This window comes from Amycolatopsis sp. NPDC043889 (genome assembly GCF_056435645.1).
Map to the genome: position 1 here is coordinate 24,110 of NZ_JBWKEC010000029.1, position 26,489 is coordinate 50,598.

Genomic DNA, 26,489 nt, shown 5'->3' on the forward strand with positions numbered 1-26,489 from the left:
TTGGCGAAATCGTTAAGAAAGTTCCCTAACAATATTGGGGGAGATAGTAGCCGCCACGTCACGCGGAGAACAGACCTTGCACCGGGTTCGTCAGCGATGGAAGCTCCGCCGGACGGCGGCCGCGCGCAGGCAGAGCAGGAGTGGAAGGGACGCGTCGTCACGCAATCTCGACGGCAGTGAGGGCGCGTCGGCCAGGTCCACCCCGTCGGAAAGGTCCTTGCCTAGCGCCGCGAGGTCGACGTCGAGCATGGTCGTGCCCGCGCTGTACAGCTTCTCGGCGCCGCGCGTACGACGCGTCAGCAGGGTGGCGCTGTCCACGGAAAGCTCGGTGATCCCCAGGAACTCCGGCTTCGCGCCGCGCTCCATCCAGCGCGCGAACCCGGTCAGTCTGGTGGAGGTGATTTGGCAGGGCAGGAGGCCGGTCTCCTCGCGGAGTTCCCGCTCCATCCCGGCGATCACCGCGGTGTGCAGCATCCGGCGGCGTCCGCCGTCGGGGGTGTCGAGATCCTGGGGTTCCAGCGAGCCGCTGCCCGACGGCGCGAGCAACAGCGCGCTCGCGGAGTTCCGGCCGGACTGGCGCACCACGACCAGTTTGCCGTCGGAGGTGAACGCGATGGTCGAGACGCCGACCAGATCGGCCAGTTCACTGCTCGCCAGCGTGCGCAGGCTGCCCGATGAGTCGGCGAGTTCCTCGCGGCGGAGGTCGTACTCCTCGCCGGTGTCGGTCTTGGTGATCCGCAGCGTCGAAAGTTCGTTGGAGCACACGGCGTCGAAGAACCGCGCTCGATGCAGCCGGATCGGGGCAGGCGTGGCGCCCGCGGCGGGGAGCGGTTCGCCGCGCATGCCGACGATGGCGCCGTTGAACAGCAGCCGCCCCTTCGCGCGCAGGGGGAGAACGTGCGGCGCGGTCGCCTTGAGCTTGGGCGGCAGGCGGTACGGCTCCTCGGCGACGACGATCCGAAAGTTCCCCGCCGTCAGTGCTGCGTCGATCGCGTCGCTGACCAGCGCCGTTCCTCGCGCGGGTACGGAGAGGTACGCCGCTCCCGGGTAGGCGGGCGGGGGCGGCAGTTCGGCGGTGGGGAAGGGGGCGGCGATCGCGCTGAACTCGAACCCGGCCCATCGTGCCCGCAGCAGCCGGAGATCCCTGACGAACGTGGTGGTGCCCAAAGCCAGTGCCAGTACCGAAAGCGCGATGCCGAAGGCGCTGGGCAGTATTGTCGCCACACCCAGGACGACGCCGACCCCGGACGCCGCGACCGGCCACTCACGAGCGGCCGAGTAGGCGAAGTGGTCGGCCTTCGCCCTCGCCCGGCGGGTCAGTTTTCCCATCGCCACCTTGTCTATCACGGCAGGGGCGGGTGATTCGCCGGGTTGGCGGAAGTGGGACTCAGCCGACGGGAGCCACGTAGATCCACTGCCCGTCGGCGCGGACGAAGCGGCTGTTCTCGTGCATGCTGCCGGGTTGGCGATCCTGCCGGTAGTGGGCACGGAACTCCACGGTGCCCTCGTTCTCCAGCAGTCCGCCGCCGGTCTTGCCGAGGATCTCCAGGAACGTCCAGCGTTGCCCGGGATCGAGCTCGAGATCGGCGGGCCTGGTCTTCGGGTGCCAGGTCTTCGTGAGGTATTCGGTGTCGCCGACGGCGAACGCGCTGAACCGCGACCGCATCAGGAGTTCGGCGGTCGGCGCGGTCGCGGCTCGCCGGTGGAAGCGGCCGCAGCAGACGCCGTAGGGCTCGCCCAGGCCGCAGGGGCAACGGGACTCGTCGGTGATCACAGGCACGCCGCCGATTGTGTCACCGCGCCGCCGCGGTGGTTTCGAGGTCTCGCGCCTGCTTGAGCCAAGCGGTGAACAGGGCGGCGTCGATGTCTTCGACTGAGCGCAGCTTGACGTGCGCCATCTCCCGCGCGCTCGCCTCCAGCCTGCCGGACTCGTCGTCGACGAGCTGCCCCTTCCACAGGGCGAAGGTGACGTACGACGAGTAAGCCTTCATCAGGCAGACGAGGTTCTTCCCGACGGCTTCGCTGGCGCTCCACGTCGGGGAGGCGTGGTACATCGCCTCGATGGAACCCGGCAGGGAAGCGTTGACGATCGGGCGCAACGCGCTGGCGACTTCGCGCAGGTTCTCGGGCAGAGCCGCGATGTAGTCGTCGACGTTCGCGAACTTGGCCATGACTCGTACTCCTTCGGTCGGTGTGGTGTAGAGTCAACCGCCGAAGGTCTAAGTTGTCAAGACAAAAAAATTAGTCGGTGAGTTTGAATGTCTGACCTCGTGTTTCCAGCGCCTCGCGGATGATGCGGAGCGCTTTGGGGCCGACGCCGTGCAGGCTCGTGAGCTCGGCTTCGGTGGCGCGGGTGAAGTGCTCCAGCCGCGTGTAACCGGCCGCGGTGAAGGCGCGTGTCGCCGGGTTGCCGATGCCGGGCGGCAGGTCGGTCTGATCGTTCATGGGTGTCCTCTGCGGTCGTCTCCGGCCTGGCGCCTCCATTGTGGACCGCTGGTGCGGGTTCAAGGTGCGGGGAACTCGACGGCGACGTCGACGGCGGTCTCCAACGTCGCTTCGCTCGGTCGTCCTGAAGCTGGGGCGGATTCGGCGATCACGACCAGCTTCTTGGCCAGACGGGAGTCGTAGTTCTTGCCGGTGAAGCGGCTTCCGGGCGGTGCCTCGCCGAAGAGCACGACGTTGCCGGTGCCGTCCTTGTCGACGAGTCGTTTCAGGTCGCTTGCCTCGCTCGACTTCGGCATCTTCACCCACGCGACGGACACGGTGATGGTGCTCCCGGCGCCGTCGTCGACAGTGACCATCATGCGATCGAGATCCACGCAAGGATGGCGCAGGAAGAAGCGCTGGACTTCGCCGAAAGAATGCGGCCCGCAGGTGAGTTCCCGCTTGGCGGTCTTCTTCAGCTGGCGCCAGCCCAGGCGTTGCCATGTTTCGGAATGGCGGCCCTTCTGCGCGGATTTCTTGCTGGAGCTTTTGCCTTTGAGGGCTTGGCTCGCGGCGGAATCCAGGGAGGCGGCAGTGCCTCCGCCAATGCCGTTGGTGGCGGCAACGACCACTCCTGCCGTGGCCATCGCGCCCGCACCGTACTTGTATTTGATCCAACGGCCGTCCGGGCCACGTGGTTGATTCACCATGATGTGCTCCGTCCCCTCCCAAGTCCGGAACGGCCGATCTTGCTCCGGGTTTTGCGGAATAATCGAGAGCTCTTGCGTTAATACGCTCGAACGGCGCAGTCGATGTTCGGGTTTCCGCCGGTACTGAACATTTTCAGCCGACGCGCGGCTTGACCGGGTAGTCGGCCTGGCGAGACGCCGTGACTAGGTACGTGAAGGCCCCTTCATGTACCTAGGCGCAAGAGGAAAGGGGCCTTCATGTCCTTCAGATCCCGGTGTTGTCCGCTGGACATGACCTCGTCCGTTGCGCTGAGGTCGTCGCGTTGCAGGAAGAATCGGCACGGAGCGCCGGGCTGGAAGCATGCCGAGGGGCCCGTCGCCGGTGTGGCTGGCGGGCTCCTCGGGGTCAGTGGTGGTGGAGGGTGTTGCGGCGGGGTTGCCGGAGCGGATCTCGATACTGGGGTGGGATGAACTCAGGTAATCCGTCGGCCGCCATGCGGACTTCCCAGTCACCGTGGTGAATCAACCGGTGATGGAATCCGCACAGCAGCACGAGATTCCGGAGATCCGTGGGTCCGCCGTCTGCCCAATGCACAATGTGGTGGGCGTGGCAATTCTTCGGTTTTCGATGGCAGCCGGGAAAGGCGCAGCCTCCGTCGCGGATGTTGAGGGCTCGGCGTTGGCCGGGGGTGACGAACCGGCGCAGTCGTCCCACATCCAAGGGCTCACCCGCGGCGCTCATCACGACCGGCAGCATCAGGCAGTCGCAGGCCGCGAGCCGCGCTTCTCTGGCGGTCATCGTGCCGACGAAGTCCAGGCACGCGGTCCCGAGGCCGGATTTCAGTTCGTCGAGTCCGATGGTGACGTGTAGCAGGGTGCGGTAGCCGCTGGTGCCGGGCTGGTCCGGGCAGGCGATGGCCAGGTCGAGGATGTCGGCCCAGGCGTCTCCCAGGCGTTCGCACTTCATCCGCAGATCGGCTTGGCCGAACTCGTCGACCGGCCGCGGTGCGGCGTACGCTTCCAGTGCGGCGGCGGTGCGGGCACCGGTCTCATCGTCGAGCAGACCGGTGAGTTTCCAGAACCCGTCTTTCCGGCGCTCCAGGGTGATTTCCCGGCGCGGCTCTTTGGGTTCGGGATTCTTTGGCTCGTTGCCGTCCGGGTCCAGCAACGCGAGCAGATTCGCTTCGGCGTCCGCGAGCTGGCGGGGACCGGCGTCGCGGGCGAGGGTGGCGAGAATCTTCTCCGCACCGGCGCGGTCCTCAGTAGAGGTGTCGGCGGGGAGCTTCTTCAAGATCTCCAGGATCTGCTCGATCCGTTCGTCCCCGACCAACCCTTCGGCGGCGACCGCGGCGGTCGCGGGCGCGACAGCGGGAACCTCAGTGCCGTCCAAAGCCCGAGTCGGATTCAGCGCGATCGCCCGATTCACCACCGGACGCGCCTCACCGCGTGACAATCCCGCCACATCCGCGAACCAAGCAGCCGTACTCCCATACCCGAACAAGTCTTTGACACCCCGGGACTCGATCTCCGCCAGGTACTGCCCCAATCCGGCGGTCGCCATCCGAATCACCCGCAACGACTGCCGCACACCATGGGCAAGCTCCAGCTTGCCGGCACGCCACAGTTCCTGCGGCAACTCGGGAAAGAAGGTCTCGGGCACCTCTCCATATTACCGCAAATCAATCGAACAAGTGTTCGTAATTTTGAGCGACAAGTAAGACGTACACACAACACTGAAGGATGATGTTTCCTCGCGTCGACACCACGCAAAGAAGAGGTGACGCAATTAGTCGACTAAATGCGGCCCCGCATGCGACCGGCAGACCGCGCGGACGAATTGCTCCAGGCCCGCCCCGCGATGCTCGCCGACTTCCGGGCCGACCGGGAAGGGTTCCTCGACGCCCAGCTGATCCGGGTCGACGACGAGAGCTGGCTCGACGTCGTGTGGTGGCGTTTTTCCGAGGACTTCGCCGCGTCCCGCGAGAGAAGGGGCGAACCTGCCGGGGATCAAGGCGTTCTTCGCGCCCAACACCGAGTTGATCTCCGCCGAGGAAGGCATCACCGAGGATCACCAGGGCCAGCCCACATGCCGGGACGGGAAATATCGCCGCCAGCAGGCCGTTGACCTGGGGGAACGAGCAAGGTCACGGAAGGGGATCGGCGATGAGCACAAGCCTGGACACGTTCACGCGGGACTGGCAGAGCTGGAAGACCCAGCGCGAGCGCGATCTCGCCGATCCGCTCGGCTGGCTCGCCCTGGTGTCCCTTGATTGGCTCGAGGACAAGCCGCGCGCGTACGAGGGGCTGCCCGGCCTGTGGTGGCAGGACGCCGACGCGGCGTACCTCGAACCTCAGGGCGCGGATCTCTCGCACGACGGCGAGCGGATCACCGGTGTCCGCCGCTTCGAGCTGATCAACAGCGGTGCGACCACCAGGGTCGTCGCCGGCGACATCGAGATCGAGGTGGCGCGCCGCGGCGGGTACCTGATCCGGACGCACGACCCGAAGGCGCCGGTGCTGAACGCTTTCCGCGGTGTCCCGGCGTACGAGCCCGACGCGGCCTGGGTGCTGTCCGGGACTTTCGAGCCCTTCGACGAGCCGCGGCCGACCACGGTCGGTGCGGTCGTCGAAGGGCTCAGCCACGTCTACGTCTCGCCGGGCATCGTGCGTTTCGAGTACGACGGCGTGGAGCACGCGCTCACCGCGTTCAACGGCAAGAAGGACGGCCTGCTCATCCTGTTCACCGATGCCACGAGCGGCGTCACCACCTACGCGGCGAACCGGTCGCTCGCGGTGCCGCCTCCCGCGGACGACGGGTCGGTAGTCCTCGATTTCACCCGCGCGACGAATCTGCCCTGCGCGTTCACCGATTTCGCCACGTGCCCGTTGCCGCCGGCGGGCAACGACCTGCCGTTCGCGGTGGAAGCGGGGGAGAAGCTGCCCTACGAGCGGCAGGGCTGAACGGTCGCGAGCGCCGTCATCGCCTCCTGTTCGCGCCGGGCCAGCTCGGACAGGAGGGCGGACGCGTCGTTCAGCCTTCCGGCATCGCCGGTTTTTCCTGCCTGTGCGAACAAGTCCGCGACCTCTGTCCATAGTGGAGTGATTTCCCGGTATTTCTCATACGCGGTGAGGAGACCGGCATCGTCGACGATGGCCGCGCCTTCTGCGAGGAAGTCACGGTAGATCCGGCGGAAGAGTGCCCCGCCGGTCCCTGCCCGCTCCATCAGGACGGCGGCCTGCGGAAGGTCGCGCGCCGGATCAGTGCTGCGCTCCAGCCATTTCCGCACCTGGACGGCGGCCTTGCCGATCCCGCGATATCCGAGGTTCGCGATGGGCGGATTGAGGAACCCCGCCGCGTTGGCCCGGACGGCCGTGCGGATGGCGTCGGCGAGCGGAACCAGTGGCTCGTCCGCACCGATGGTGAACGAGCGGTTCTTCGCCGTCATCGGGCCCTTCTCCCCGCGGGCGCGTTCGAGGCTCTCCAGTGATGTCGATACGGAGCCGCCCTGCTGTGCCGTGTCGACGAGGAAAGCGTGCTCGTCGTCATAGCCGTACAAGGCGGCGAAGTGCCCTCCGAAGTGGACTTTCGACGTGAAGTACTCCAGGTGGTACGAGTCGAGTTGCAGACCGACCGGCACACCGGCGTCGATCTCCTCGGCCACGTTGCGCCACGCCGTGCGCGCCGACGTCGTTTCCTTGACCCGCAAGGACAGCCCGAGCCGGTCGGTCAGCTTCCGCGTGATCTCGACGGGCTTGCTGCGCCCGCCGAGGAACGGGAACGGCAGGTTCTTCCCGTCCCAGTAGAGGAAGCCCAGGCCTTCGCCGAGTCCGAACAGCATCGGCTCGGACAGCTCGATCCCGGCGTGCCGCAGGAGGACATGGAGCGTGCTGGTCTCGCAGTGCTCCCCGCCCGCGGACGCGATTCCCTCGATGATCACGAGGTCACCGGCCAGGCGATCTCGGTGCGGTAGGCCTCGGGTGCGACTCCCGGCCCGGGCGCCACCAGGTACAACTCTTCGGCGGGACCTGCCGGGACGCGATCGCGTTCGGCGATCCAGCGGCCGAGCGATCGGTACGCGGTCTCGACGTCTTCGTAGCCACCTTCGTGGATCGTCGCCACGAGCGGTCCACCGGGAAGCTCGGCGGAGCCGATCGCCCCGTCGTCCCGCACCGGCCCGCCGACCGGGACGAACAGTTCGACGGTCAGCTCATCCGGATCGTCGGTGACGTAACGGGCCCCGGGCGGTCCGGACGGTGTGACCCCTTGCGCGCCCAGGGCCGCGAACAGCCGGGCGTAGGCGGGGCCGATCAGTTCGGCCAGACCGCTCAACGGCGTCCGGATCGACAGGCGGGCGATCGGTCGCGGTGCGCGCACGCGTTCGTAGACGTGCAGCCACCGCGTCGGTTCGGCGAGCACGGAGTCGAGTCCGTCGGTGATCGCCGCGAGTTCGGCGGCCCGTGCCGCCACCCGGTCGTGATGCCGTTTGATCGCGGCCTTCACCTCGTCCGGGTTGCCCGCGTCCAGGATCGCGGCGATCTCCGCCAGCGGCACCTCCAGTTCCCGCAGCCGCCGGATCAGGCCGGCGCGCGCGAACTGTTCGAGCGAGTACCGGCGGTACCCGGTGCCAGGATCGACGCTGGCGGGTACCAGCAGCCCGATCCGGTCGTAGTTCCGCAGCGCGCGGACCGACAGCCTGGTGGCGTGCGCGAACACGCCTATCGGCATCAGGGTCGTCATGGGACCAGCCTGAACCCTCTCCCGGGGAGAGGGTCAAGCCGGTACTCACTCCAGTGACAGCCGATCGAGATCCGGGGCGGACGCGTGGTCGTTGTGGAGTTTGATCGTGTTCGCCCCCGCCGTCAGCTCGACCGGCAACGACGCCGTGAGCTGGGTGTTGTTGCCGGCGCCGTCGACCTTCACCTCGATCGGCGTGCCGCCGTTGACCGTGACGAAGTACGAGCGCGGCCCGTTGACGGTGAAGTCGATGTGGAGGGTGTAGCGCCTGGTCTCGGGCACGGTGACGTCGTCGAACCGCACGAACGAACTCGGGTCGCCACCGATGTTGCGGACCTTCTGCCCGCCCGAGCACACCCCGCAGTTCGTGACACCCGCGTCGCCGACGTCGTTCGCCGAGTCTTCGGCCTCCCGCATGAAGACCCGGTCCGCCGGTCGTGGGCTCACCCGGACCGGCTTGCTCACCGTTTTCGCCCGGCCGAGCAGGTCGAACGACGCGGTGACCGGGATGTCGGCCGCGGTGACACCTTCGGGGGAGACCAGGGTCCAGGAGGCTTCGAGCTCGTTCCCGACCCGCATCGACGTCGCCGTGGCCGGAGCACCCTGCAAGGTCCAGCCCCCCGGGACGACGGGTGCGAGGCCGACCTGCTTGATCGTGTCGTCCGCGTCGAGCCGCAGCTTCGCGGTCACCTGAAGGGACTGCCGTCCCGGCGCGAGCCACTGGATGCCGCCCGGTTCGACGGTCAGCGTCGTTTTCGGCGTGTAGGACGACGGTGGCAGGAGGGCGATCGCGATCCGGTCAAGGCCCGGCCCCGAGGAGGCGTCGCTGAACACCTTGACGGTGTTGGCGCCGGCGTTCAGTTCGACGGGGATCGCCGTCGAAGTCACGACTCCCGGCGTTCCGGCGTCGATCACGGTCCCGACGGGGGTGCCGCCGTTGACACTCACCGCCACCGACGTCGCGGGACCGCCCACGGTGTCGAGCTGGAGCCGGTGGCTTCCGGCTTCGGCGGCCGTCACGTTCGGATAAGTGACCGAGTTGCGCGGGCCGCCACCGAGCCCGGTGACCTGGAACGATCCGGAGCAGGATGAGCAATGGCCGAGCCTGGCGCGGCCGTCGTGGTCGTTGCGGAAGGACTCCGCCTCCAGCGGGACCTGCGCGCCCAGCGCCGAACTCGGGTAGCCGTACGCCACCTTGATCTCGTCGATCGCCAACTGCTTGTAGAAGGGTTTCGCCTGAGGCCCGGACCAGGTGTTCAGCACCTCGAGTTTGACGAACCGGGCCTGCCGTTCGCCGAAATCGATGAACTGCACACCACGGGCGCTCGGCATCGCGCCGGTGCGGACCGGTTTGCCCCAGTTCCGCCCGTCGTCGCTGACGTAGACGCGATAGTCCTTGATCCGCGACGAGTCCTCCGGCCTGCCGAACGACTCGCGCGCGTGCGTCGGCGACATCTCACGCTGATTCACCGCGAGATAGGTGGCGGTCCGTCTCCTGCCGAGGTCCAAGGTCAGCGAGACCGGCTGCTTGCCGTCGGCGTCCCAATGGTTCTCGAAGTTCCCGTCGACCAGGTTCGACGCCGGATGCCCGGCGCGCGAGGACGAAGCGGTCGCCTTGATCGTGCGGGAGTCGTGGAAGTACCGCTGCCCGGCCGTTTCCACCTTGAACACCGTGTCGTAGGAGTCCCAGTCCTTGATGTCCACAATGGTCAGATAACCGCCGGATTGGCTGAAGCGCAGCGACTTCCCCGTGCGCAGGTCGGACACGCCGGTCACCTTGTATCCGTTGTCGCGTAAGCGGAGCAGGTCGGTGCGCGGCCGCGTCACCACGTGGAGGTACTGCGTTCCCGCGCCGGGCTCGACGGTGATGACGCCGTGCGCACCGTCGTTCCAGAACCCGGGCTGCATCCCGCCGTACATGTACCCGCCGCCCTCCTTGCCCTGCAAGGAGGACCTGATCGGGGGCACCCAGCTCGCCATGAAGTTGTTGTACGCCTCCTGCTGCGGCGGGAACTTCCCGTTCACCATCGGGGTTTCGGCCATCAACGACTTCATCGACGAACCAGCGTTGGTGATGTAGCGCCCGGTGGACAGCCGGAAGTCGACGGCCTGATCGGTGCCGTCGTACCACCAGCCGCCGTTGGTCGGCAGCTTGTAGTCGGCCTCGGTGAGCCTCGGCATGGGGGTGAAGGCGGCCTGCGGATAGTCGTACGGCGGTGTGATGCCGGTCTTCTGCTCGTTGCTGACGGTGTCCATGATCGGGGTGTCCTCGTTGTTGTTGCTCAGCAACCAGGACGGCCGTTTCTCGCGGATCTGTTCGTAAAGCTTGTTCTTCTCCCAGTAGTCGTTGTCGTTGTCGATCCAGAACCCGGCGAGGTCCGCGTAGCGGTCCATGACCTCGTGGAAGAGGTCGTAGCTGTACTCGCCGAAGCCCGGGCGGGTCGTCAGGTCGACTTGCTTGCCCTTGTAGGCGGAGTACGCGGCGGAATCCAGTGACTCGACACCAGTCTCCTTGTGCCACTGGGGATCGTCGGTCATGTAGAGGATCGTCCGGACGCCCTTCGCGTTGCCCGCCTTGACGAGCTCGCCGAGGAGGTCGCGGCGCGTAGAGCAGCTGCCCGGGATCGCCGACGGCCACGGGCGCGCGTAGCCCAGCCTGCTGTGGAAGGTGGCGAGCACGATGTAGGAGGCGCCCAGCTTGCGAGCCTCGTCCACCCAGTAGTCCGCGCTCCAGCCGCCGTCGGTGACGGCGCGTTCCCAAGCGGCGCAATCAGTGTGGCGTGGTGCGGTGAACATGCCCCAATGGAGGAAGAGTCCGGCGGTGGCTTCGCGGAGCCACTTCTGCCGGGGATGGTGCACCTCCGCGCTCGCGGTCGTCGTGGTGAGCAGGCTCGTCAGCAGGGCGAGAACTATGGCGAGCCAGGCGGTGCGATGCGCTCGAACTCTCATGACCATCCGCTCTCATCCAAGGCGTGGGGTTCCCGAGAGATCCGATGATTGTCGCAGAAATGTCGATGGTCAAGCCCCGATGAGCGGGACACTCATCAAGTCATCGGAGGTATTTCGCGACTAAGCCCTCTCGTCTGCAGTACGAGAGGGCCTGTCGGTCGTGACTCAGATGTTGAAGCCCGGATGAGTCGCGAAGGCGTTGTCGATCACGAGGTTCCCGCGCTGGCGGGCGCGTTCACGCAAGGCCGACGTCGTGCGGGCGCCCTGGGCGTAGAACCACCACAGGTAGAGCGCGCCGTACATCCAGGCGCCCTCGTAGCCCCAGGTGGAGTCGGCGCCGCTCTTGCCGGCGCCGAACACCGAACCCGCCGGGAAGTTCGCGTTGTGCGGCTTCCCGCCCTGGTGCCGCGATTCGTGGATCAACGTCTCGGCGCGTCCGGGAACGTCCTTGGAGTACCAGAAACCGAGGTACAGCTCGATCCGGTCGTCGACGAACGCCCCTTTGAACGAGCGCGCGATGGCGCTGCCGTCGCCGCAGAGCGAGCGGAGGTCGTCGCAGTTGTCGCGGACGTACCGGCGCGCCCAGTTCAGCATCGCCCCGGAATAGGCGTCGTTCTGGTAGTCCTGTGCCGAATAGGTCAGCAGGTAGCACGCGTTGAACGTCCGGGCGAGCGGCTTGTCGGTGTTGCACGCGTCTTCCCAGCCGAAGCCGTCGTCCCAGTAGTCCTTGTTGCCCGCGAAACCGTAGGTGTTCCAGAAATAGTCGATGTAGGTCTGATTGCAGATCGAGGCTCCGTAGAAATTGTCCCCGGTCACGTTCTTGTCGGGCACGGTGTAGCTGCAAGTGGCCATCGGTGATCACCTTTCTGTAGAAGGAATGGATGGGGTTCAGGAGCGCGGGGGCTCCGGCGGTGGCACGTCGTCGGCCAGCGAGTCCTTCACGTACCGGCCGCCGACGGCCTGGGGGACACCGCGGACGTCGACCCGCCGGATGTTCAGCAGGCGCTCGTCCTCGGTGCCGCTGAGTTCCTCGCGCACCCGCGCGGTGAGCTCCGTGTCCCCGGTCGCGGCGATGGCCTGGACCGCCGCGCGCCGGACCGTGAACACCTCGTGCCGGACCTGCCGCAGCAGTAGCTCCTTTGCCGTGCTGTCCCCGGCGGATGCCAAGCGCGCCAACGCTTCCACGGCGGTGGTGCGGATGATCACCTCTTCGCCGACGGTGCTGATCCCGTGCGCGGGATCGTCGGAACGCTCCGGCGGGATCGGCTGGCGCAGCACGTTCTCCAGTACCGAAACGGCGGCGGTGTGCCTCAGATCGGTGAGCAGTTGGACCAAGCCCCAACGCTCCAGGTACTGCTCCTCGGACAAGGCGTCGTACTGCGCTCCGAGCGCCGGGACGACGTCGTCCGCGCGCTCGCGAAGCCGGTCGAGGCTCCGCTGGTAATTGCGCTCGGCGTCCTCGCCGGACGCGGCCATGGTTTCGGCGGCCTGGGTGACCAGTTCGCCGATTTCGCTGTTCGAGAAGCTTCCGAGGCCCGAACTACCCGGGCCCGCTTCGAGATTGTCGCCACCCGGGCCCAAGGACGGGGTGTCGGGATTGCGTGGCATGAGGTTCTCCTTCGCGGCGGCGGTGATGCTGACGGAAGGAAGGAACGCGGGCCGGCGCGGCAGATACCTGATTTTCCGAAAATTCGCCCGTTGGGGCGGAACGTGATTTTCACCGCGGAAATCCGAAAAGGATTTTGCTCACCGAAACGGGATGGTCGTCGAAAAGCCTTCACGGATTCCCGCTCGTGCTCAATGGCGGACGTCGATGACGACGCGGTTCGGCGAAGTCAGGGTGAACACGGTGACCGGCGTCCTCGACCGGACGCCGAGACCGATGGACAAGGTGCCTTCGTAGTCGCCGGTGACCGCGACCGCCATGACGTTGCGCAGATTCCGGGTCCGGAATTTCCGCGGGCCGGGATAGGTGGGATTCCCGGCGTCGTCGTGCGCGGCCGCCGGGGTCGCGGTGACCGCGATGAAGAATTCCCCGGTCAGCCAGACGATCTCGCCCGAACCATCGGCGATCAACTCGTCGACGAGGTCGTACCGGACGGCGGGAGCCGCGCCGGCGCTCAGGTCGAGCACGACCCGGTCGAAGCCGGGGTTCTGGCCGGTGCGGATCCCGGTCATGGCGGGGATCTGCTGCGCCGCAGCGGAAGCGGGTGTGACCGCGGCGATGGCCCCGGTCAACATCAGGACGGTGGCGGCGACTGCGCGTCGTAGGGTGATGGTCATGGCGATGACCTCCTGCCGGAGAGTTGTTTCCGGAAAGACGCCCCAGGTCCCGATCGGTTGTATTCTTCGCACTATCGTTACTGATCGCCGAATACGCGTCGAACGATCTCGAGGTCGGCGGGAAAATGGTTTCTCACGCGCTCCGCGAGCCAGGCCAGGTAACGGAGATCGCTTTTCGCGGAAGCGATGAGATGGGTGAATTTCCGGTCATCGTCCCGGTAGCTGTCGTGCTGCGAGCCGAAGACGCACTGCACGTCCGTGGTACCGCCGCCCCAGCAGAGTGCGCCGAGAAGGTATTGCTCGACAACGAGGTTGTAGTCCTCGAGCGGCGCGAGCCGTTGCCAGGCCGTCTGGTTCTCGGCCGACTCCACCATGCGGATGGCGAGATCGGCGTAGCGGCGGAGGAAGGGAATCGCCGTGCCGCCGACGACTCCGGTGCACAGTGCGGCGTCCCCGGTGTAGCCGCTGAATTCCTTCGGCAGGAAACCGCCGGCGCTCCGGATCGCCGCGGCGACGGCCGAGGGCCGGTAGTAGCCGGCATCGCGAACCGGTGCGTGCTCTGGATTCTGTGCGACGACCTCTCCGTCCAGCCCCTTCGCCGGAAATCCGGGCCAGAGGAACACGTCGTTGTCGATGTGCAGGAACGGCTCATGCTGCTCGCGGTATGCGTGCAACTTCCCGAGCGCCCACCATGACGGGTCCTGCCCGGCGAGTCCGTTCAGCGTCAGGGAGATGTCGTCGAAGGGCAGCCGCAGCCGGTCGGCAAGCAGTTCGTGACCCCAGTCGTCGGTCACCAACGCCGTCGTGGGGAAGAGGCGGGACGCGAGCCGGAACGACAGGATCCAGGACAACGCGTGGAAGAAGTCGCTGGGCCAATGCCTTCCGCGCCGGCGCCGGTACGGGACGCTCCAGAACGACCAGACCACCCGGCGGATCGGTCGCGCGGTCCTGTCACCTGGACGGACCACGCGGACCGGCGGAGGACGCCAACCCGGCTCGCCGATCTCGCCGTATCCGCTGTGCCGGGGGATTCCGGGCGCGAGCAGCCGGCCGCCGATGGCGACCGCGGTGCCGGGGTCGTATCCGTAGTACGGCATCGCGCTGTGGTTCGGCTCCGGAAGATCGAACGTTACGACGGCCATTTGTCGAACCCGCCGGATGTGGTGTACTAGTACACCTTGGGTGCGACGACCGGTGAAAGCCCTTCGCCGGTTCTGATCTTTCACGGTCAGGAGGAGTCTCTTGTCGTCAAGCGCGGGGGCGCCGAGCCGATTCTCGGAGCGTCAGGCGTTCGCCTGTCAGCCGGTGTTCCTGGAACGCCTGCTCGTGAGCGTGGAAATGCGGCATGGAAGGGCGTATCGCCGGTTGGCGGTGCGAACTGTCGTCGCCTGCGAGAACGGCGTCGACGGCTACGCGGCGCGGGCTCCAGCCGGGTGGACCGAGCCGGTTCCCGTCAAAGCGATCTTCGGTTGCCGCGTCGAGACGTCGGCGGATGCTGTGGATCTGCGCTTCCCGAAGCCGCTCCGTAAAGGAGAGCGGCACGAATTCGTCTCCCTCGTATGCGACGACGATCTGGACGGAGAAAGACGGTGGATCAACGTCGACGTCGACCATCACGGGATCGCGCCAGGTGTCGTCGACGGTGAAGGCAAGGTCAAGGGAGGGCTCAACGTCAGCATCACGTTCGACGACCACGTTCCCGAAGCCTGCTGGTGGTACGCGGAACAGACCCAGTGCGAGCGCGTGATCCGGCCGCCGGCCGGCGATCGGCGTCTGCTCGAAATCCGGCGTGGCGTCGTGGAGCACACGTTCGCGGGGCCTTGCCGGCCGCGTGAGCAGTACGGCATCGCTTTTCGCTGATGGTGCAGGGGAGTGAACATGGCCGATGACGTGGGCTTGGAGTCGCTGCTCGACTACGCGCGAGAGGGCAGGGTCGGGCTCTCGGTCGTGGCCGCCGTGGCGGGAGCGAAGGTGGGCGAAGGCGCGACCTTCGCGGAGAGAACCGCGGCGTTGCTCTTGGTAGTGGGCGCCTTGATGGACCGAGGCGCGGTCCCCGGCGACCTGGTGGGCGCGGATCACGACTTCGTGGCGTGGCCAGGGTCGAAGGACGCCGTTCTGTCGCGGCTGGCGTGCGAGGTCAAGGCGTTGGGGGAGCTTCCGGCGACAGGGGAGCTTTGCTGGATCCATGATCCGGCCACCACGGGGTAACGTTGCTCGAGTCGAGTCAGAGGTCGGCGGCAGACCTTCGTGCCACATGTTCGATGTGGTGGGAGGTGGCCATGGCGACCCAGCGAGAGACTGAGCCGGCGGTTCTCCCACCGGTGCGCCGGCATCGTGTCAGTTCATTGTCTCCCCATGAGTAGCCCGGTCCGGCGAAGTCGTTTCTTTCGACAAGCTCCTCGACCAGATCTGTGAATCGCTCGGCGGGATCGTCGCCCTCTTCGACTTTGCGGCGCAGCAGTACGGACTTGCCCGGCACGGTGTAGCAGAGGTACGGATTAGGGGTTCTCGGGTTGCCGTCGGACCTCGGCGGCAGTGGATGCGTCACGCCATAGTCGCCGTAGTTGACCCCGTTCGCACTGGCGTGGTCTGCCTCGTTCCAGAAGGTGACTTCTGGGCGATCGCGTTCGGTCGTCACGTAGGTGGTTCGCTGGGCTGGGATGGATCCGGCCAGAAGCGTGGTCGTGGCAGGGCCGAGCAGATCTGACAACGCCGAGGCCGTTTCGGCTGCCGCGATGGCTTGGCCTGGGCGGACGGTCTCGACGAAGCCAGCGTCGAGAATCGTATGGATGCGCCCCGGTCGCGTGCCCGTCGACCTCATGATCGAGTCGATCCGTCCGAGGACTTCGTGTAGTGGCCTGCCCGAGTGAGGAAGCCGGATGACGATGTCGCGATCCTGGTGTTCGAGCAGAAGACGTACTCTGCGTAACTCGTACTCCGAGGCGTCGAGAGAGACGACGGGAATCAAGTAGGCGACGTCAGGTGCGAAGAGCCCGAGCTCGGCCTGGGCCGCGAACTCGATGGCATGGTCGAGGAACTCGAACACCCCTCCCGGCTGCTGTACGAGCGGGCTGCCGGCTGCCAGCCAGGTGGTGTCGATCCACAAGGGGCGGCCGTAGGACGCGGCCCGTACGGCTGCTCGGACGAGCACTGGGAGGATCCTGCCTCCGGTCGGAGCCACGGAATCGAGCAGTTCGACCATCACACGTACCTGTGTGTCCTGAGGGGAGCGCAGGCAGCTCAGAGCGTTCAATTCTCCGACCTTGGCCTTGACCGCGACCAGCGGACGAACAGGATGCATCCGCCTTCCTCCCTGTGGGCGGCGACATTGTTCGAACTTTCTCAGTATCAAGCAATGTCGTGTTCGAGGCCGTCCTCCGAGTAGGTGGCAGATATTGCGCTCTGTGAGTGATCAGGTTCGTTACGTGAAGTAGTTCGGCGGTGCGGCTCATCGAGCTACGCTTGAGCACACTGGTCTCGTGAAGGTGATCACCCAGCGCGAGTTCATGATCAACCCCGCAGCTGTAATGGATGCCGTCGAGGCTGGCGAGACTTACCACCTCACGCGTAACGGTGTTGAGGTAGCTGAACTGCGGCCAATACCGAGGCAGCTCAGCTGCGGCGGGAAGCCGATGAGTTCTTCGGTACCGAGGATCGAGTGGACTACGGCGACGCCTGGGATCGGTTTCGTGACTGATCGTCCTGAGACAGGCGTACTCGACACCTGTACCTACATCGACTTCGGTCTGCTCCTCCCCATAGCACTCGCAAGCTCCCGGAGCTGACTGCTGTCACCGTGGCTGATTTGCATCAGGCGGTTACGACGGGCGAAGGACGCCGCCCGTTGCCGCTCGATGGCGTCGCGGATCGGGCGCACGGCGTCGACGCCTTGCCTGGCCGGATCGTTGAGTTTCCAGTCGCGGTAGCGCTTGCCGGGGAAGACCGGGCAGGTGTCGCCGCAGCCCATGGTGATCAGCACGTCCGAGGATTCGACGGCCTCGGCGGTGAGCACCTTGGAATCTCGGCGGAGATGCCGGTGCCGACCTCGCGCATGGCCTCCACAGCCGGGTTGACCTGGTCGGCGGGCAGAGCCGGCCGAGCGAGCCTGAACCCGGCCGCCCGCGAGGCGGGTGAGGAATGCGGCGGTCAGCGTTGTGGACGCAGACAAACAGCACCGACGGCGCTTGGCCACTTGGCGCCAGGTGACACTTTGTGTCTCTTGTGGCTCCTGTGCTCGTGTTCCGAACGTGCTGCAGTAAGGGGTGGCCGTGTCACGCCTTTCCCGTGAGGAGGAGGAATAACGTGAGGAAACCTCAACGATGGGGAGCAGCGGCGCTGCTTCCGCGACGTCGTGCATGGGGGCTGCGGGCCTTCGGTATCGGGGCCGCAGCGGTGGTGGCGGCAGGGTTGGTTGTCAGTGTTCCGGTGCGGGCTGTCGCTGCCACCACGGTCACCGACCTGGGCACCCTGCCTGGCGGTCGCTCCAGTGCAGCTGTCGGGAGCAATGCCGAGGGTGCGGTCAACGGCCAGCCACCCTCTGCGTCCTACCCCAGGCGCGCGGTGCGGTGGGATCCGGCGGACCGGATCACCGAGCTGGGCACCCTCGGCGGCGGCGAGAGCCGTGCTCGTGCGATCAATGATGACGGCACGATCGTCGGCTGGGCGCGCACGGCCGGCGGCGGCGACCGCGCGGTGCGGTGGGACGCGGCGGGCCGGATCACCGACCTGGGCACCCTGCCCTGCGGTCGCTCCAGTGTCGCTGTTGGGATCAACGACGACGGCACGATCATCGGCGAGGCGTCCATGGGCGGCGGCCATTCTCACGCGGTGCGGTGGGACCCGGCGGGCCGGATCACCGATCTGGGCACCCTGCCCGGCCGTCCCGAGGGCACTGCTGTCGCGGTCAACGCCGACGGCATGATCGTCGGCACGGCGACCGTGGCCAAGGGCGAGCCCCGTGCGGTGCGGTGGGACGCGGCGGGCCGGATCACCGATCTGGGCACCCTGCCCGGTTACACCGGCAGCACACCTGTCGGGATCAACGCCGACGGCACCGTCGTCGGCACGGCGACCGTGGCCAAACTCCAGCCCCGTGCGGTGCGCTGGGACCCGGCGGGCCGGATCACCGACCTGGGCAGCCTGCCCGGCGGCCGCTTCAGCCATGCCACCGGAATCAACGACGACGGCACGATCATCGGCCAGGCGTCCGCGGGCGGCGGCCATACCCACGCGGTGCGGTGGGACTCAGCGGGCCGGATCACCGACCTGGGTGCCTTGCCGCCTCGCCATCCCGAGAGCAGTGCTGTCGGGATCAACGCCGACGGCGTGATCATCGGCAGGACTTCAGAAGCCACTGGCGAGTCCCGCGCGGCGCGGTGGGACCAGATGGGCCGGATCACCGACCTGGGCACCCTCAGCGGCGGCGAGAGCACCGCTTACGCGATCAATGACGACGGCACGATCATCGGCCAGGCGGAGCTGCGGAGCGGCTATTCCCGCGCGGTGCGGTGGGACTCGGCGGGCCGGATCACCGACCTGGGCACCCTGCCCGGCCACAACGACAGCAGCACTGTCGGGATCAACGCCCACGGCACGATCATCGGATGGTCGGACAGGTTCAACAGCCGGCGGCACGCTGTGAGATAGCACAATTCGCCTACACCCGCCAGGCACAACCCCTGGCCTCGCCGACATAACCTGTTGCCTCACCAGCCTCGGGAGCGCCATTCGTCGATGTGCGGTTTCTGCTCGCCCAAAGTCGAGTCGTCGCCGTGGCCTGGGTAGAACCAGGTGTCGTCGGGCAGAACGTCGAACAAGCGGGACTTCACGTCATTGATCAAAGAGGTGAAGTCCTCCGGCGAGTTCGTCTTCCCGACGCCGCCGGGGAACAGCGAGTCGCCGGTGAACAGGTGCGGGTGCCCGTTCGGGTCGCGGTACAGCAGCGCGATGGAGCCGGGGGTGTGGCCGCGCAGGTGGATCACGTCGAGGGTGATCTGCCCGACCTTGATCGTGTCGCCGTGTTCGACGAGGAGGTCCGGCGGGATCGGCAGCGGTCCGGCGTCCAGCGGGTGGGCGGCGGTGTTCGCGCCGTTCGCGCCGGCGACGGCGCCGAGGGCCTGCCAGTGGTCCTGGTGCTGGTGGGTGGTCACGACGGTCTTCAGCGCGGGGCGGTCGGGGCCGTGGCCGATGAGGTCGGAGATCCGCTCCGGGTCGTTCGCGGCGTCGATCAGCAGCGCTTCGTTCTCGGCGCGGCAGACGAGCAGATACGCGTTGTTGTCCATCGGGCCGACCGACAGCTTGGTGATGGTGAGCGCGTCCAGGGTGCGACGGGCGGCGTCGCCGCCGGGGTCGACATGCCCGGTGTAGGTCTCGACGATGTTCACACCGCACACGGTAGTCGTTCGCCTGCAATCGGTTCCACCCGCACAGGCGGCGCACAGGTGCAGGACGTAGGCTCGCGTCGCCCCGCCAGCCGAACCACAGGACGCTCGTGCCCGACGCCTCGCCACGCGCCTCGCGCAAGATCAGCTGGGACGTCCTTCGCGTTGTCGCAGTCTTCGCGGTCATGCTCGGGCACGTCACCCATCAGGGGGCGCTTCTGCATCCCGAACTGGTGGGGTACCCCTTTCGGGTAACCGCTCAGTTCGGCGCGGCCATCCTCCTGGTGATTTCCGCCTTCTTCGTGTGCGCGAGCCTGCGCAAGGGGAAGCCAGGGCGATGGCTGTGGAACCGGGTCGCGCGGCTGGTGCCCGCGTACCTGGTCGCGGTGGTCGTCACCTATGTCGTCGCCCGGTACGCGACGATCCGGTTCAGCGGCTTGCCGTTCCCGCCGGGTCTGTCCGGATTCCTGTTCGGCGTCCCGCAGGGCCCGCCGTCCGATCCGTCGCCCTGGTACGTCCCCACCGGCGCCGATCTGCTCGCCAACCTGGGCATGGTCCAGGAATGGGGCTGGCGGTACGAGCTCTTCTACTATCTCGACGGCGCCTATTGGACGCTGCCGGTCCAGCTCGTCGCCTTCACCGCCGCCGCTCTTCTGTGGCCGCGCCGGTGGCGCACCCACCGGCTCACCGTGGGGTTGCTCTGGGCGCTGATCCTGGTTCCCCTGTTCCTCCGGTTCGTCGTGTTCGACCCGGTTTCCACGCCGAAGCTCGTGGAGACCTTCTACTACGGCCTGGGCCTGCACCGGGTGCACGTCTTCGCCATCGGGATCGCGATCTGGCTGTGGGCGAAACGGAGCCTGGCGCACTGGCATCTCGCGCTGTTCGTGCTCGCCGCCTGCGCGGCGCAGGACCTGCAGGTCTTCCCGTTCCACCAGGCCCTGCCGAATGATCCGGAGCGCTGGCCGTCGGCCATCGGGTTCGCGATCATGCTGCTGCTGGTGTGCCTGGCCGCGCGCGGACCGGACTGGCGGTTCCCCGGTCTCGCCAGGATCGCCCCGGCTGTCACCTGGCTCGCGGGCATCTCGTATGGTCTCTATCTGGTGCACCAGGAACTCGGTTACATCCTGGCCCGTGCCCTGCTGAACGCCGGTGTCCCCGGCTGGCTGCGGCTCCCCCTCGTGCTGGCCGCCGCCGTTTTCGGGGGCTGGGCGATCACCGCCGGTGTGGAACGGCCGGTCCACCGGTGGCTCACCGCTCGCCGGGATCGCCGCGAAAAGCTGGGAAAACCGCAGGTCAAAGACTCGGAACCGGTTTCTGTCGGTGGTGCCTCGTAGCATGGAAGCGGCCGCCCGTGCAGCTATCGACCGGGACGGCGACCGCAGCTGAGAATGAAACCTGAAGGGACCCTGGCGTGGCTGATCGCCTCGTTGTTCGCGGCGCCCGCGAGCACAACCTCCGCGGTGTGGATCTCGACCTGCCCCGCGACAGCCTGATCGTGTTCACCGGTCTGTCCGGGTCCGGGAAGTCGAGCCTCGCCTTCGACACCATCTTCGCCGAAGGGCAGCGCCGCTACGTCGAGTCGCTGTCGGCGTACGCGCGCCAGTTCCTCGGCCAGATGGACAAGCCGGACGTCGACTTCATCGAGGGCCTTTCGCCCGCGGTGTCGATCGACCAGAAGTCCACCTCGCGCAACCCGCGTTCGACCGTCGGCACCATCACCGAGGTCTACGACTACCTGCGCCTGCTCTACGCCCGCGCCGGCAAGGCGCACTGCCCGCAGTGCGGCGAGGCGATCAGCAAGCAGACCCCGCAGCAGATCGTCGACCAGGTGCTCGCGATGGAGGAGGGCACCCGCTTCCAGGTGCTCGCGCCGGTCGTGCGCGGCCGCAAGGGCGAGTACCTCGACCTCTTCGAGAACCTGCAGCAGCAGGGCTACGCACGGGTCGTGGTCGACGGGACGATCCACCCGCTCACCGACCCGCCGAAGCTGAAGAAGCAGGAAAAGCACCAGATCGCCGTCATCATCGACAGGCTCTCGGTGAAGACCAGCTCGCGGCAGCGGCTCACCGACTCCGTCGAGACGGCGCTCCGGCTGGCCGACGGTCTGATCGAGCTCGAGTTCGTCGACCTGCCGGAGAACGACCCGCATCGCGTGCGCGGCTTCTCCGAGAACCTGGCCTGCCCGAACGGCCACCCGCTCGCGATCGAAGACCTCGAGCCGCGGTCGTTCTCCTTCAACGCTCCCTACGGCGCCTGCCCGGACTGCACCGGTATCGGCGTCCGCAAGGAGGTCGACCCGGAACTCGTGGTCCCGGACGACGAGATGTCCCTCGGCGAGGGTGCCATCGCGCCGTGGGCGGGCGGCCAGAGCGCGGACTACTTCATCCGCTTGCTCGAGTCGCTTGCGGAGACCATCGGCTTCCGGATGGACACGCCGTGGCGCAAGCTGCCGGCGAAGGTGCAGAAGGCCGTTCTGCACGGCGTCGACGAGCAGGTCCACGTCCGCTACAAGAACCGCTACGGCCGCCAGCGTTCCTACTACGCGAGCTTCGAGGGCGTCATCCCGTTCCTCGAGCGGCGTCAGGAGCAGACGGAGTCCGAGTACATGCGCGAGCGGTACGAGGGCTATATGCGCGAGGTGCCGTGCCCGGCCTGTCAGGGCACGCGGCTCAAGCCGGAGATCCTCGCCGTCACCCTGGAGCACAAGACGCAGGGTGACCGGTCGATCGCCGAGGTCTGCGCCCTCTCGATCGCGGAGGCGTCGCAGTTCCTCGACGAACTGGAGCTCGGCAAGCGCGAGCAGGTGATCGCCGGCGCGGTGCTCAAGGAGATCCAGGCGCGGCTGCGCTTCCTGCTCGACGTCGGCCTCAACTATCTCTCGCTCGACCGCGCTTCCGGGACCCTGTCCGGTGGCGAGGCGCAGCGCATCCGGCTCGCCACGCAGATCGGTTCCGGTCTGGTCGGCGTGCTGTATGTGCTGGACGAGCCGTCGATCGGGCTGCACCAGCGCGACAACCACCGCCTGATCGAGACGCTGGTCCGCCTGCGGGACCTCGGCAACACGCTGATCGTCGTCGAGCACGACGAGGACACCATCCGCTCCAGCGACTGGGTGGTCGACATCGGCCCGGGCGCCGGTGAGCACGGTGGCCACATCGTCCACAGTGGACCGTACAAGAAGATCTTGCGGAACAAGGAATCGATCACCGGCGCGTACCTGTCGGGCCGCACCAAGATCGAGGTGCCGGCGATCCGGCGCCCGATCGACAAGAAGCGGCAGCTGACCGTCGTCGGCGCGCGCGAGCACAACCTGCGCGGTCTCGACGTGTCGTTCCCGCTCGGCTGCCTCGTGTCGGTCACCGGTGTCTCGGGTTCCGGGAAGTCCACGCTGGTCAACGACATCCTCGCGACCGTGCTGGCGAACAAGCTCAACGGTGCCCGCCAGGTCCCCGGCCGCCACACCCGCGTGAACGGGCTGGCGAACGTGGACAAGCTGGTCCGCGTCGACCAGTCGCCGATCGGCCGCACCCCGCGGTCCAACCCGGCGACGTACACCGGCGTGTGGGACCACGTGCGCAAGCTGTTCGCCGCGACCACCGAGGCGAAGGTGCGGGGCTACCAGCAGGGCCGGTTCTCGTTCAACGTCAAGGGCGGCCGGTGCGAGGCCTGCGCCGGTGACGGCACGATCAAGATCGAGATGAACTTCCTGCCGGACGTCTACGTCCCGTGTGAGGTCTGCAAGGGCGATCGGTACAACCGCGAGACGCTCGAAGTGCACTACAAGGGAAAGACCGTCTCCGACGTGCTGAACATGCCGATCGAGGAGGCGGCCGAGTTCTTCGAGCCGATCAAGGCGATCCACCGGCATCTGGCGACCCTCGTCGACGTCGGCCTCGGCTACGTCCGGCTCGGGCAGCCCGCGCCGACGCTGTCGGGCGGTGAGGCGCAGCGCGTCAAGCTCGCCAGCGAGCTGCAGAAGCGGTCCACCGGCAAGACGGTCTACATCCTCGACGAGCCGACCACGGGTCTGCACTTCGAGGACATCAGCAAGCTGATCGGCGTGATCAACGGGCTGGTGGACAAGGGAAACACGGTGATCGTCATCGAGCACAACCTCGACGTCATCAAGACCTCGGACTGGATCATCGACATGGGTCCCGAGGGTGGTTCCGGCGGGGGCACCGTGATCGCGGAGGGCACGCCGGAGCACGTCGCTTCGGTCGAGGAGAGCTACACCGGTCAGTTCCTCAAGACCGTTCTTGCGTGAGGGCTCGTGAGTGTTAAGGACGGTTCTAACCGTCCTTAACACTCACGAGGGGACCTGGACCAGCCTTCACGGACCCGCGATCGACCGGCAGTCACCTCCGGTAGGTACGCAAGACACCGTTGGCTCTAACCGTCCTTACCACTCACGAGGTCCAGCACCGGCGAAGCGGGCCCGTAGTAGAAGGCGCGCAGCCGGTACGCGGCGCCCTCTTCGCCCGGCATCGTGGCGAGCCCGGCCGACGTCGTCCCCGGATCGGAGACCTCGATCGGCACGAAGTCGGCGGCGCCGGGTTTCTTGATCTCCACAAGGAAACCGTCTTCGTCGCTGGAGCGATCGGCCCAGCTGAACCGCACCATCTCCTCCGGCGCGGGCTCGGCCCGGAACGACGCCGGAGCGGCCGATCGATCACCCGCCCGCAGCGGCACGACGGGTCCGGAAGCGGCGGGAGTCGCGGGGCCGGAAACCGTCACGGCGTCCGAAACGGCGCCGTAGAACGGCCGGATCCGGTAGTAGAACCGCGTTTCCGGCATCAGGTCCGGATGCCGGTAGGACGTCCGCCTCGGCGGCACGAACTGCAGGATCGTGTATTCGCCGTGCGGATCGGTGGTGTACTCGACGATCCGCCCCGCGGCGGCCGGATCGTCGTCGGGCCAGCTCAGGTCGACGTTCACCGGATCGCTCAGTGTCGCGGTGAAACCGGGCTCCTCGCCGCATCCTGACACGAAAGCGAACACCAGCAGCAGAACGGCCACGAGTTTCCTGGGCACGCCCAGACCCTCCCGGGAATCAGGCGGCGGCGGAATCCGGAGGCGTCAGCATACGAGCGCGTCCGATGATCGACAAGACCCCGGTTGAACCGCATCCCCGTGCCGTCCGTGTGGGAGGCAAGAGGAGGCGGCCATGGAGAACCGAGGAGAGGCCGGTGCCGATGCACAGTTCGATCGCGGCGCGCGCCGAACGATCCACTCTGGCCCTGCGGGTTGCAGTACTGTCCTCGCCGACCCAGAAGACCGTCGGGAGGACGCGAGTGGCGATCGGAGGCCGGCGGCCCATGAAGGCCAAAGGCGAGGACTTGGTCCGGCACTTGTACGCCGAACACGGGCGAAGCCTGCTGGCGTACGCGACGAGGCTGACCGGGGACCGCGCGGCCGCGGAGGACGTCGTGCAGGAGACCCTGGTCCGGGCCTGGAAGCACGCCGAAGACCTGGAGAACGACGCGAAGGGATCGGTGCGGGGCTGGCTGCTCACGGTGGCCCGCAACATCATCACCGACCGCGCGCGGGCCAGGGCGGCGCGGCCACCGGAAGTGGCGGAGCCGGAGGAAGGCGTGCCCACCCCGGCGGTGGAGCGGGATCACGCGCAGAGCGTCGTGGACTCCATGGCCGTGCTCGGGGCGATGGACGGCCTTTCCGCGGAACATCGTGAGGTACTGGTGGAGATCTACTACCGGGGCCGGACGGTGGCCGAAGCGGCGAGATCCCTGGGCGTGGCCCCGGGTACCGTTAAGTCGAGATCTTATTACGCGTTACGGGCGCTCAGAGCCGTGATGGCGGGACCCGGGAAGGAGGTGGCGCGATGAGCGCGGTCGGACACGACCAGGGCCAGCTCGCCGCCTACGTCCTCGGCGGGCTCACCCCGGCGGAAGCGGCGACGTTCGAGACGCATCTGGCGAACTGCCCCACGTGCCGTCGTGAGGTGCGCGAGCTGTCGGAACTGCGGTATCACCTCGACGAGGTGCCGCCGGAGGCGTTCCTCGAAGGACCTCCCGACGGGGGAGATCTGCTGCTGCAGCGCACGCTGCGTCAGGTTCGCGAAGAAGAAAGCACCCAGGAACGCAGGCCGCGGCGGCTCCTCGCCGTGGCCGGTGCGGCCGTGCTGGTCGTGGTGGCGCTCGGCGCGGGCGTGCTGGTCGGACGGCAGACGTCGCCCGAACCGTCGACGGTGGCTCTGCCGGTGCCGACGGCGACCGCCCCGGTGCCCGGCACCCGCGATCTCGCGGCGACCGACCGGGACACGGGCGTGCAGCTGGCGGTGCGGGTGGTTCCGGCCGCGGGCTGGGTGCGGCTGCATGCCAAGGCCACCGGCGTCCGCGAAGGCGAGAAGTGCGCGCTCGTCGTGGTGACCAAGAGCGGAGAACGGGTCAACGCCGGCAGCTGGCTCGTTTCGGAGAAAGGGCAGCGCGAGGGCACCGGTGTCGACGGTTCCGCGTTGGTCGCCCCTGGCGACGTGGCCTCGGTCGACGTCGTGACCACGGACGGCCGGAACCTGGTGTCGGCGCGGGTATGACCGATTCGCTCGCGGGTCGCGGAGGCGGTTGGTACCGCTTCCGCGACACGTGGGTGCTCCCTGCCTCGCCCAAGACGGTTTTCGACGCCGTCGTCGACCTGGCCGCGTATCCGCTGTGGTGGCGCGATGTCCGGTCGGTCAGCCAGGTCGACGAGGACACCGCCGAACTCGTCTGCCGGTCCAGGCTGCCGTACGCGCTGACCGTCCGGATGCGCCGGGACCGGCAGGACGAGCGCGAGGGCCGGGTGCGGGTCCTGCTCAGCGGCGATCTCGAAGGGATGCTGGCCGGCGCGCTGATGGCGGTGGGCAGCGGCACCAGACTGGAGATCACGCAGGAGGTCGAGGCGCGGAAGCCGTTGCTGCGCAAGCTCGATCGGATCGCGCGGCCGGTGTTCCGGATCAACCACGCGCTCATGATGCGGCGGGGGCAAAACGGATTACGGGGATATCTGGGAGCGGCCGCGGGTTAGGCTCCC

27 protein-coding genes are annotated in these 26,489 nt (G+C 67.4%); 9 read left to right on the forward strand and 18 right to left on the reverse strand.

Annotated features, from left to right (window positions below; translation table 11 throughout):
- Positions 1–90: 90 nt before the first annotated feature.
- From AC0685_RS34580 to AC0685_RS34610, 7 genes are all read right to left on the reverse strand, one after another.
- Positions 91–1,329, reverse strand: a complete 1,239-nt coding sequence (locus AC0685_RS34580) for a hypothetical protein (RefSeq protein ID WP_478229341.1) — start codon at positions 1,327–1,329, stop codon at positions 91–93.
- A 58-nt stretch (positions 1,330–1,387) separates the two neighbouring features.
- Positions 1,388–1,774, reverse strand: a complete 387-nt coding sequence (locus tag AC0685_RS34585) for a YchJ family protein (protein WP_478229400.1) — start codon at positions 1,772–1,774, stop codon at positions 1,388–1,390.
- 19 nt (positions 1,775–1,793) lie between these two features.
- The gene (locus AC0685_RS34590; protein WP_478229342.1) at positions 1,794–2,171 is read right to left on the reverse strand and encodes a DUF1801 domain-containing protein; all 378 of its coding nucleotides are present in this window, start codon (positions 2,169–2,171) and stop codon (positions 1,794–1,796) included.
- A 70-nt stretch (positions 2,172–2,241) separates the two neighbouring features.
- On the reverse strand, positions 2,242–2,445 hold the full coding sequence (locus AC0685_RS34595) for a helix-hairpin-helix domain-containing protein (protein ID WP_478229343.1): 204 nt from the start codon (positions 2,443–2,445) through the stop codon (positions 2,242–2,244).
- Positions 2,446–2,504: 59 nt separating this feature from the next.
- Entirely contained in the window at positions 2,505–3,134 is a 630-nt protein-coding gene (locus tag AC0685_RS34600) for a hypothetical protein (protein ID WP_478229344.1), read from the reverse strand.
- A 385-nt stretch (positions 3,135–3,519) separates the two neighbouring features.
- Positions 3,520–4,773 (reverse strand): HNH endonuclease signature motif containing protein, encoded by a 1,254-nt coding sequence (locus AC0685_RS34605; protein WP_478229345.1) that lies wholly within the window; start codon positions 4,771–4,773, stop codon positions 3,520–3,522.
- Between the two features lie 126 nt (positions 4,774–4,899).
- Complete coding sequence (locus AC0685_RS34610) at positions 4,900–5,172, reverse strand: hypothetical protein (protein WP_478229346.1); 273 nt, start codon at positions 5,170–5,172, stop codon at positions 4,900–4,902.
- Between the two features lie 104 nt (positions 5,173–5,276).
- On the opposite strand from AC0685_RS34610, the gene AC0685_RS34615 reads away from it, so the two are divergent.
- Positions 5,277–6,074 carry a DUF1684 domain-containing protein gene (locus AC0685_RS34615; protein ID WP_478229347.1) on the forward strand — a complete coding sequence of 266 codons (798 nt, stop codon included), beginning with the start codon at positions 5,277–5,279 and terminating at the stop codon, positions 6,072–6,074.
- Here the strand turns inward: AC0685_RS34615 and AC0685_RS34620 are convergent.
- From AC0685_RS34620 to AC0685_RS34650, 7 genes are all read right to left on the reverse strand, one after another.
- On the reverse strand, positions 6,056–7,051 hold the full coding sequence (locus AC0685_RS34620; protein ID WP_478229348.1) for a BtrH N-terminal domain-containing protein: 996 nt from the start codon (positions 7,049–7,051) through the stop codon (positions 6,056–6,058). The two genes, AC0685_RS34615 and AC0685_RS34620, sit on opposite strands and share 19 nt — an antisense overlap.
- The gene (locus tag AC0685_RS34625; RefSeq protein WP_478229349.1) at positions 7,048–7,851 is read right to left on the reverse strand and encodes a MerR family transcriptional regulator; all 804 of its coding nucleotides are present in this window, start codon (positions 7,849–7,851) and stop codon (positions 7,048–7,050) included. Before AC0685_RS34625 ends, AC0685_RS34620 begins: the two co-directional genes overlap by 4 nt.
- A gap of 45 nt (positions 7,852–7,896) precedes the next feature.
- Positions 7,897–10,803: a discoidin domain-containing protein gene (locus tag AC0685_RS34630; RefSeq protein ID WP_478229350.1), complete on the reverse strand. Its 2,907-nt coding sequence runs from the start codon at positions 10,801–10,803 to the stop codon at positions 7,897–7,899.
- A gap of 159 nt (positions 10,804–10,962) precedes the next feature.
- Positions 10,963–11,649 carry a hypothetical protein gene (locus AC0685_RS34635; RefSeq protein WP_007028085.1) on the reverse strand — a complete coding sequence of 229 codons (687 nt, stop codon included), beginning with the start codon at positions 11,647–11,649 and terminating at the stop codon, positions 10,963–10,965.
- Between the two features lie 36 nt (positions 11,650–11,685).
- Positions 11,686–12,405, reverse strand: coding sequence for a HEAT repeat domain-containing protein (locus AC0685_RS34640; protein ID WP_478229351.1), 720 nt, complete (start codon positions 12,403–12,405; stop codon positions 11,686–11,688).
- Between the two features lie 189 nt (positions 12,406–12,594).
- Complete coding sequence (locus tag AC0685_RS34645) at positions 12,595–13,080, reverse strand: AMIN-like domain-containing (lipo)protein (protein WP_478229352.1); 486 nt, start codon at positions 13,078–13,080, stop codon at positions 12,595–12,597.
- 77 nt (positions 13,081–13,157) lie between these two features.
- Entirely contained in the window at positions 13,158–14,222 is a 1,065-nt protein-coding gene (locus AC0685_RS34650; protein WP_478229353.1) for a DUF6734 family protein, read from the reverse strand.
- 100 nt (positions 14,223–14,322) lie between these two features.
- Here AC0685_RS34650 and AC0685_RS34655 point away from each other — a divergent pair, with 100 nt between their 5' ends.
- Both AC0685_RS34655 and AC0685_RS34660 read left to right on the forward strand, forming a co-directional pair.
- Positions 14,323–14,940, forward strand: a complete 618-nt coding sequence (locus AC0685_RS34655; protein ID WP_478229354.1) for a hypothetical protein — start codon at positions 14,323–14,325, stop codon at positions 14,938–14,940.
- Between the two features lie 18 nt (positions 14,941–14,958).
- On the forward strand, positions 14,959–15,288 hold the full coding sequence (locus AC0685_RS34660; protein ID WP_478229355.1) for a hypothetical protein: 330 nt from the start codon (positions 14,959–14,961) through the stop codon (positions 15,286–15,288).
- A gap of 16 nt (positions 15,289–15,304) precedes the next feature.
- Here the strand turns inward: AC0685_RS34660 and AC0685_RS34665 are convergent, their stop codons facing one another.
- Together AC0685_RS34665 and AC0685_RS34670 are read right to left on the reverse strand one after the other, a co-directional pair.
- Positions 15,305–16,381: a beta family protein gene (locus tag AC0685_RS34665; protein WP_478229356.1), complete on the reverse strand. Its 1,077-nt coding sequence runs from the start codon at positions 16,379–16,381 to the stop codon at positions 15,305–15,307.
- A 429-nt stretch (positions 16,382–16,810) separates the two neighbouring features.
- The gene (locus AC0685_RS34670; RefSeq protein ID WP_478229357.1) at positions 16,811–17,092 is read right to left on the reverse strand and encodes a low molecular weight phosphatase family protein; all 282 of its coding nucleotides are present in this window, start codon (positions 17,090–17,092) and stop codon (positions 16,811–16,813) included.
- A gap of 548 nt (positions 17,093–17,640) precedes the next feature.
- Here AC0685_RS34670 and AC0685_RS34675 point away from each other — a divergent pair.
- Positions 17,641–18,726 (forward strand): hypothetical protein, encoded by a 1,086-nt coding sequence (locus tag AC0685_RS34675; RefSeq protein WP_478229358.1) that lies wholly within the window; start codon positions 17,641–17,643, stop codon positions 18,724–18,726.
- Between the two features lie 59 nt (positions 18,727–18,785).
- On the opposite strand, the gene AC0685_RS34680 is transcribed toward AC0685_RS34675, so the two are convergent.
- A complete protein-coding gene (locus AC0685_RS34680) occupies positions 18,786–19,463 on the reverse strand; it encodes an MBL fold metallo-hydrolase (protein ID WP_478229359.1) in 678 nt (225 codons plus the stop codon).
- Positions 19,464–19,570: 107 nt separating this feature from the next.
- On the opposite strand from AC0685_RS34680, the gene AC0685_RS34685 reads away from it, so the two are divergent.
- The gene (locus AC0685_RS34685; RefSeq protein WP_478229360.1) at positions 19,571–20,794 is read left to right on the forward strand and encodes an acyltransferase family protein; all 1,224 of its coding nucleotides are present in this window, start codon (positions 19,571–19,573) and stop codon (positions 20,792–20,794) included.
- Between the two features lie 77 nt (positions 20,795–20,871).
- Entirely contained in the window at positions 20,872–23,727 is a 2,856-nt protein-coding gene (gene uvrA / locus AC0685_RS34690; protein ID WP_478229361.1) for an excinuclease ABC subunit UvrA, read from the forward strand.
- A 125-nt stretch (positions 23,728–23,852) separates the two neighbouring features.
- Here uvrA and AC0685_RS34695 read toward each other — a convergent pair whose 3' ends face one another.
- Positions 23,853–24,494 (reverse strand): fibronectin type III domain-containing protein, encoded by a 642-nt coding sequence (locus AC0685_RS34695; RefSeq protein ID WP_478229362.1) that lies wholly within the window; start codon positions 24,492–24,494, stop codon positions 23,853–23,855.
- A 260-nt stretch (positions 24,495–24,754) separates the two neighbouring features.
- Here AC0685_RS34695 and AC0685_RS34700 point away from each other — a divergent pair, with 260 nt between their 5' ends.
- From AC0685_RS34700 to AC0685_RS34710, 3 genes are read left to right on the forward strand one after another with little or no spacing between them, the layout of a single operon-like run.
- Positions 24,755–25,306 (forward strand): sigma-70 family RNA polymerase sigma factor, encoded by a 552-nt coding sequence (locus AC0685_RS34700; RefSeq protein WP_478229401.1) that lies wholly within the window; start codon positions 24,755–24,757, stop codon positions 25,304–25,306.
- Positions 25,303–26,013 (forward strand): anti-sigma factor family protein, encoded by a 711-nt coding sequence (locus tag AC0685_RS34705; protein ID WP_478229363.1) that lies wholly within the window; start codon positions 25,303–25,305, stop codon positions 26,011–26,013. The genes AC0685_RS34700 and AC0685_RS34705 overlap by 4 nt, the downstream gene beginning before the upstream one ends.
- Positions 26,010–26,483, forward strand: a complete 474-nt coding sequence (locus AC0685_RS34710; protein ID WP_478229364.1) for an SRPBCC family protein — start codon at positions 26,010–26,012, stop codon at positions 26,481–26,483. Before AC0685_RS34705 ends, AC0685_RS34710 begins: the two co-directional genes overlap by 4 nt.
- The last annotated feature ends 6 nt before the right edge of the window (positions 26,484–26,489 follow it).

Coding starts and splice junctions, on each gene's coding strand:
- AC0685_RS34615 (WP_478229347.1), top strand. CDS start 5,277: ATGAGCACAAGCCTGGACACGTTCACGCGGGACTGGCAGAGCTGGAAG.
- AC0685_RS34650 (WP_478229353.1), bottom strand. CDS start 14,222: ATGGCCGTCGTAACGTTCGATCTTCCGGAGCCGAACCACAGCGCGATG.
- AC0685_RS34660 (WP_478229355.1), top strand. CDS start 14,959: ATGGCCGATGACGTGGGCTTGGAGTCGCTGCTCGACTACGCGCGAGAG.
- AC0685_RS34640 (WP_478229351.1), bottom strand. CDS start 12,405: ATGCCACGCAATCCCGACACCCCGTCCTTGGGCCCGGGTGGCGACAAT.
- AC0685_RS34580 (WP_478229341.1), bottom strand. CDS start 1,329: ATGGGAAAACTGACCCGCCGGGCGAGGGCGAAGGCCGACCACTTCGCC.
- AC0685_RS34710 (WP_478229364.1), top strand. CDS start 26,010: ATGACCGATTCGCTCGCGGGTCGCGGAGGCGGTTGGTACCGCTTCCGC.
- AC0685_RS34645 (WP_478229352.1), bottom strand. CDS start 13,080: ATGACCATCACCCTACGACGCGCAGTCGCCGCCACCGTCCTGATGTTG.
- AC0685_RS34590 (WP_478229342.1), bottom strand. CDS start 2,171: ATGGCCAAGTTCGCGAACGTCGACGACTACATCGCGGCTCTGCCCGAG.
- AC0685_RS34630 (WP_478229350.1), bottom strand. CDS start 10,803: ATGGTCATGAGAGTTCGAGCGCATCGCACCGCCTGGCTCGCCATAGTT.
- AC0685_RS34665 (WP_478229356.1), bottom strand. CDS start 16,381: ATGCATCCTGTTCGTCCGCTGGTCGCGGTCAAGGCCAAGGTCGGAGAA.
- AC0685_RS34635 (WP_007028085.1), bottom strand. CDS start 11,649: ATGGCCACTTGCAGCTACACCGTGCCCGACAAGAACGTGACCGGGGAC.
- AC0685_RS34600 (WP_478229344.1), bottom strand. CDS start 3,134: ATGGTGAATCAACCACGTGGCCCGGACGGCCGTTGGATCAAATACAAG.
- AC0685_RS34705 (WP_478229363.1), top strand. CDS start 25,303: ATGAGCGCGGTCGGACACGACCAGGGCCAGCTCGCCGCCTACGTCCTC.
- AC0685_RS34610 (WP_478229346.1), bottom strand. CDS start 5,172: ATGCCTTCCTCGGCGGAGATCAACTCGGTGTTGGGCGCGAAGAACGCC.
- AC0685_RS34625 (WP_478229349.1), bottom strand. CDS start 7,851: ATGACGACCCTGATGCCGATAGGCGTGTTCGCGCACGCCACCAGGCTG.
- AC0685_RS34595 (WP_478229343.1), bottom strand. CDS start 2,445: ATGAACGATCAGACCGACCTGCCGCCCGGCATCGGCAACCCGGCGACA.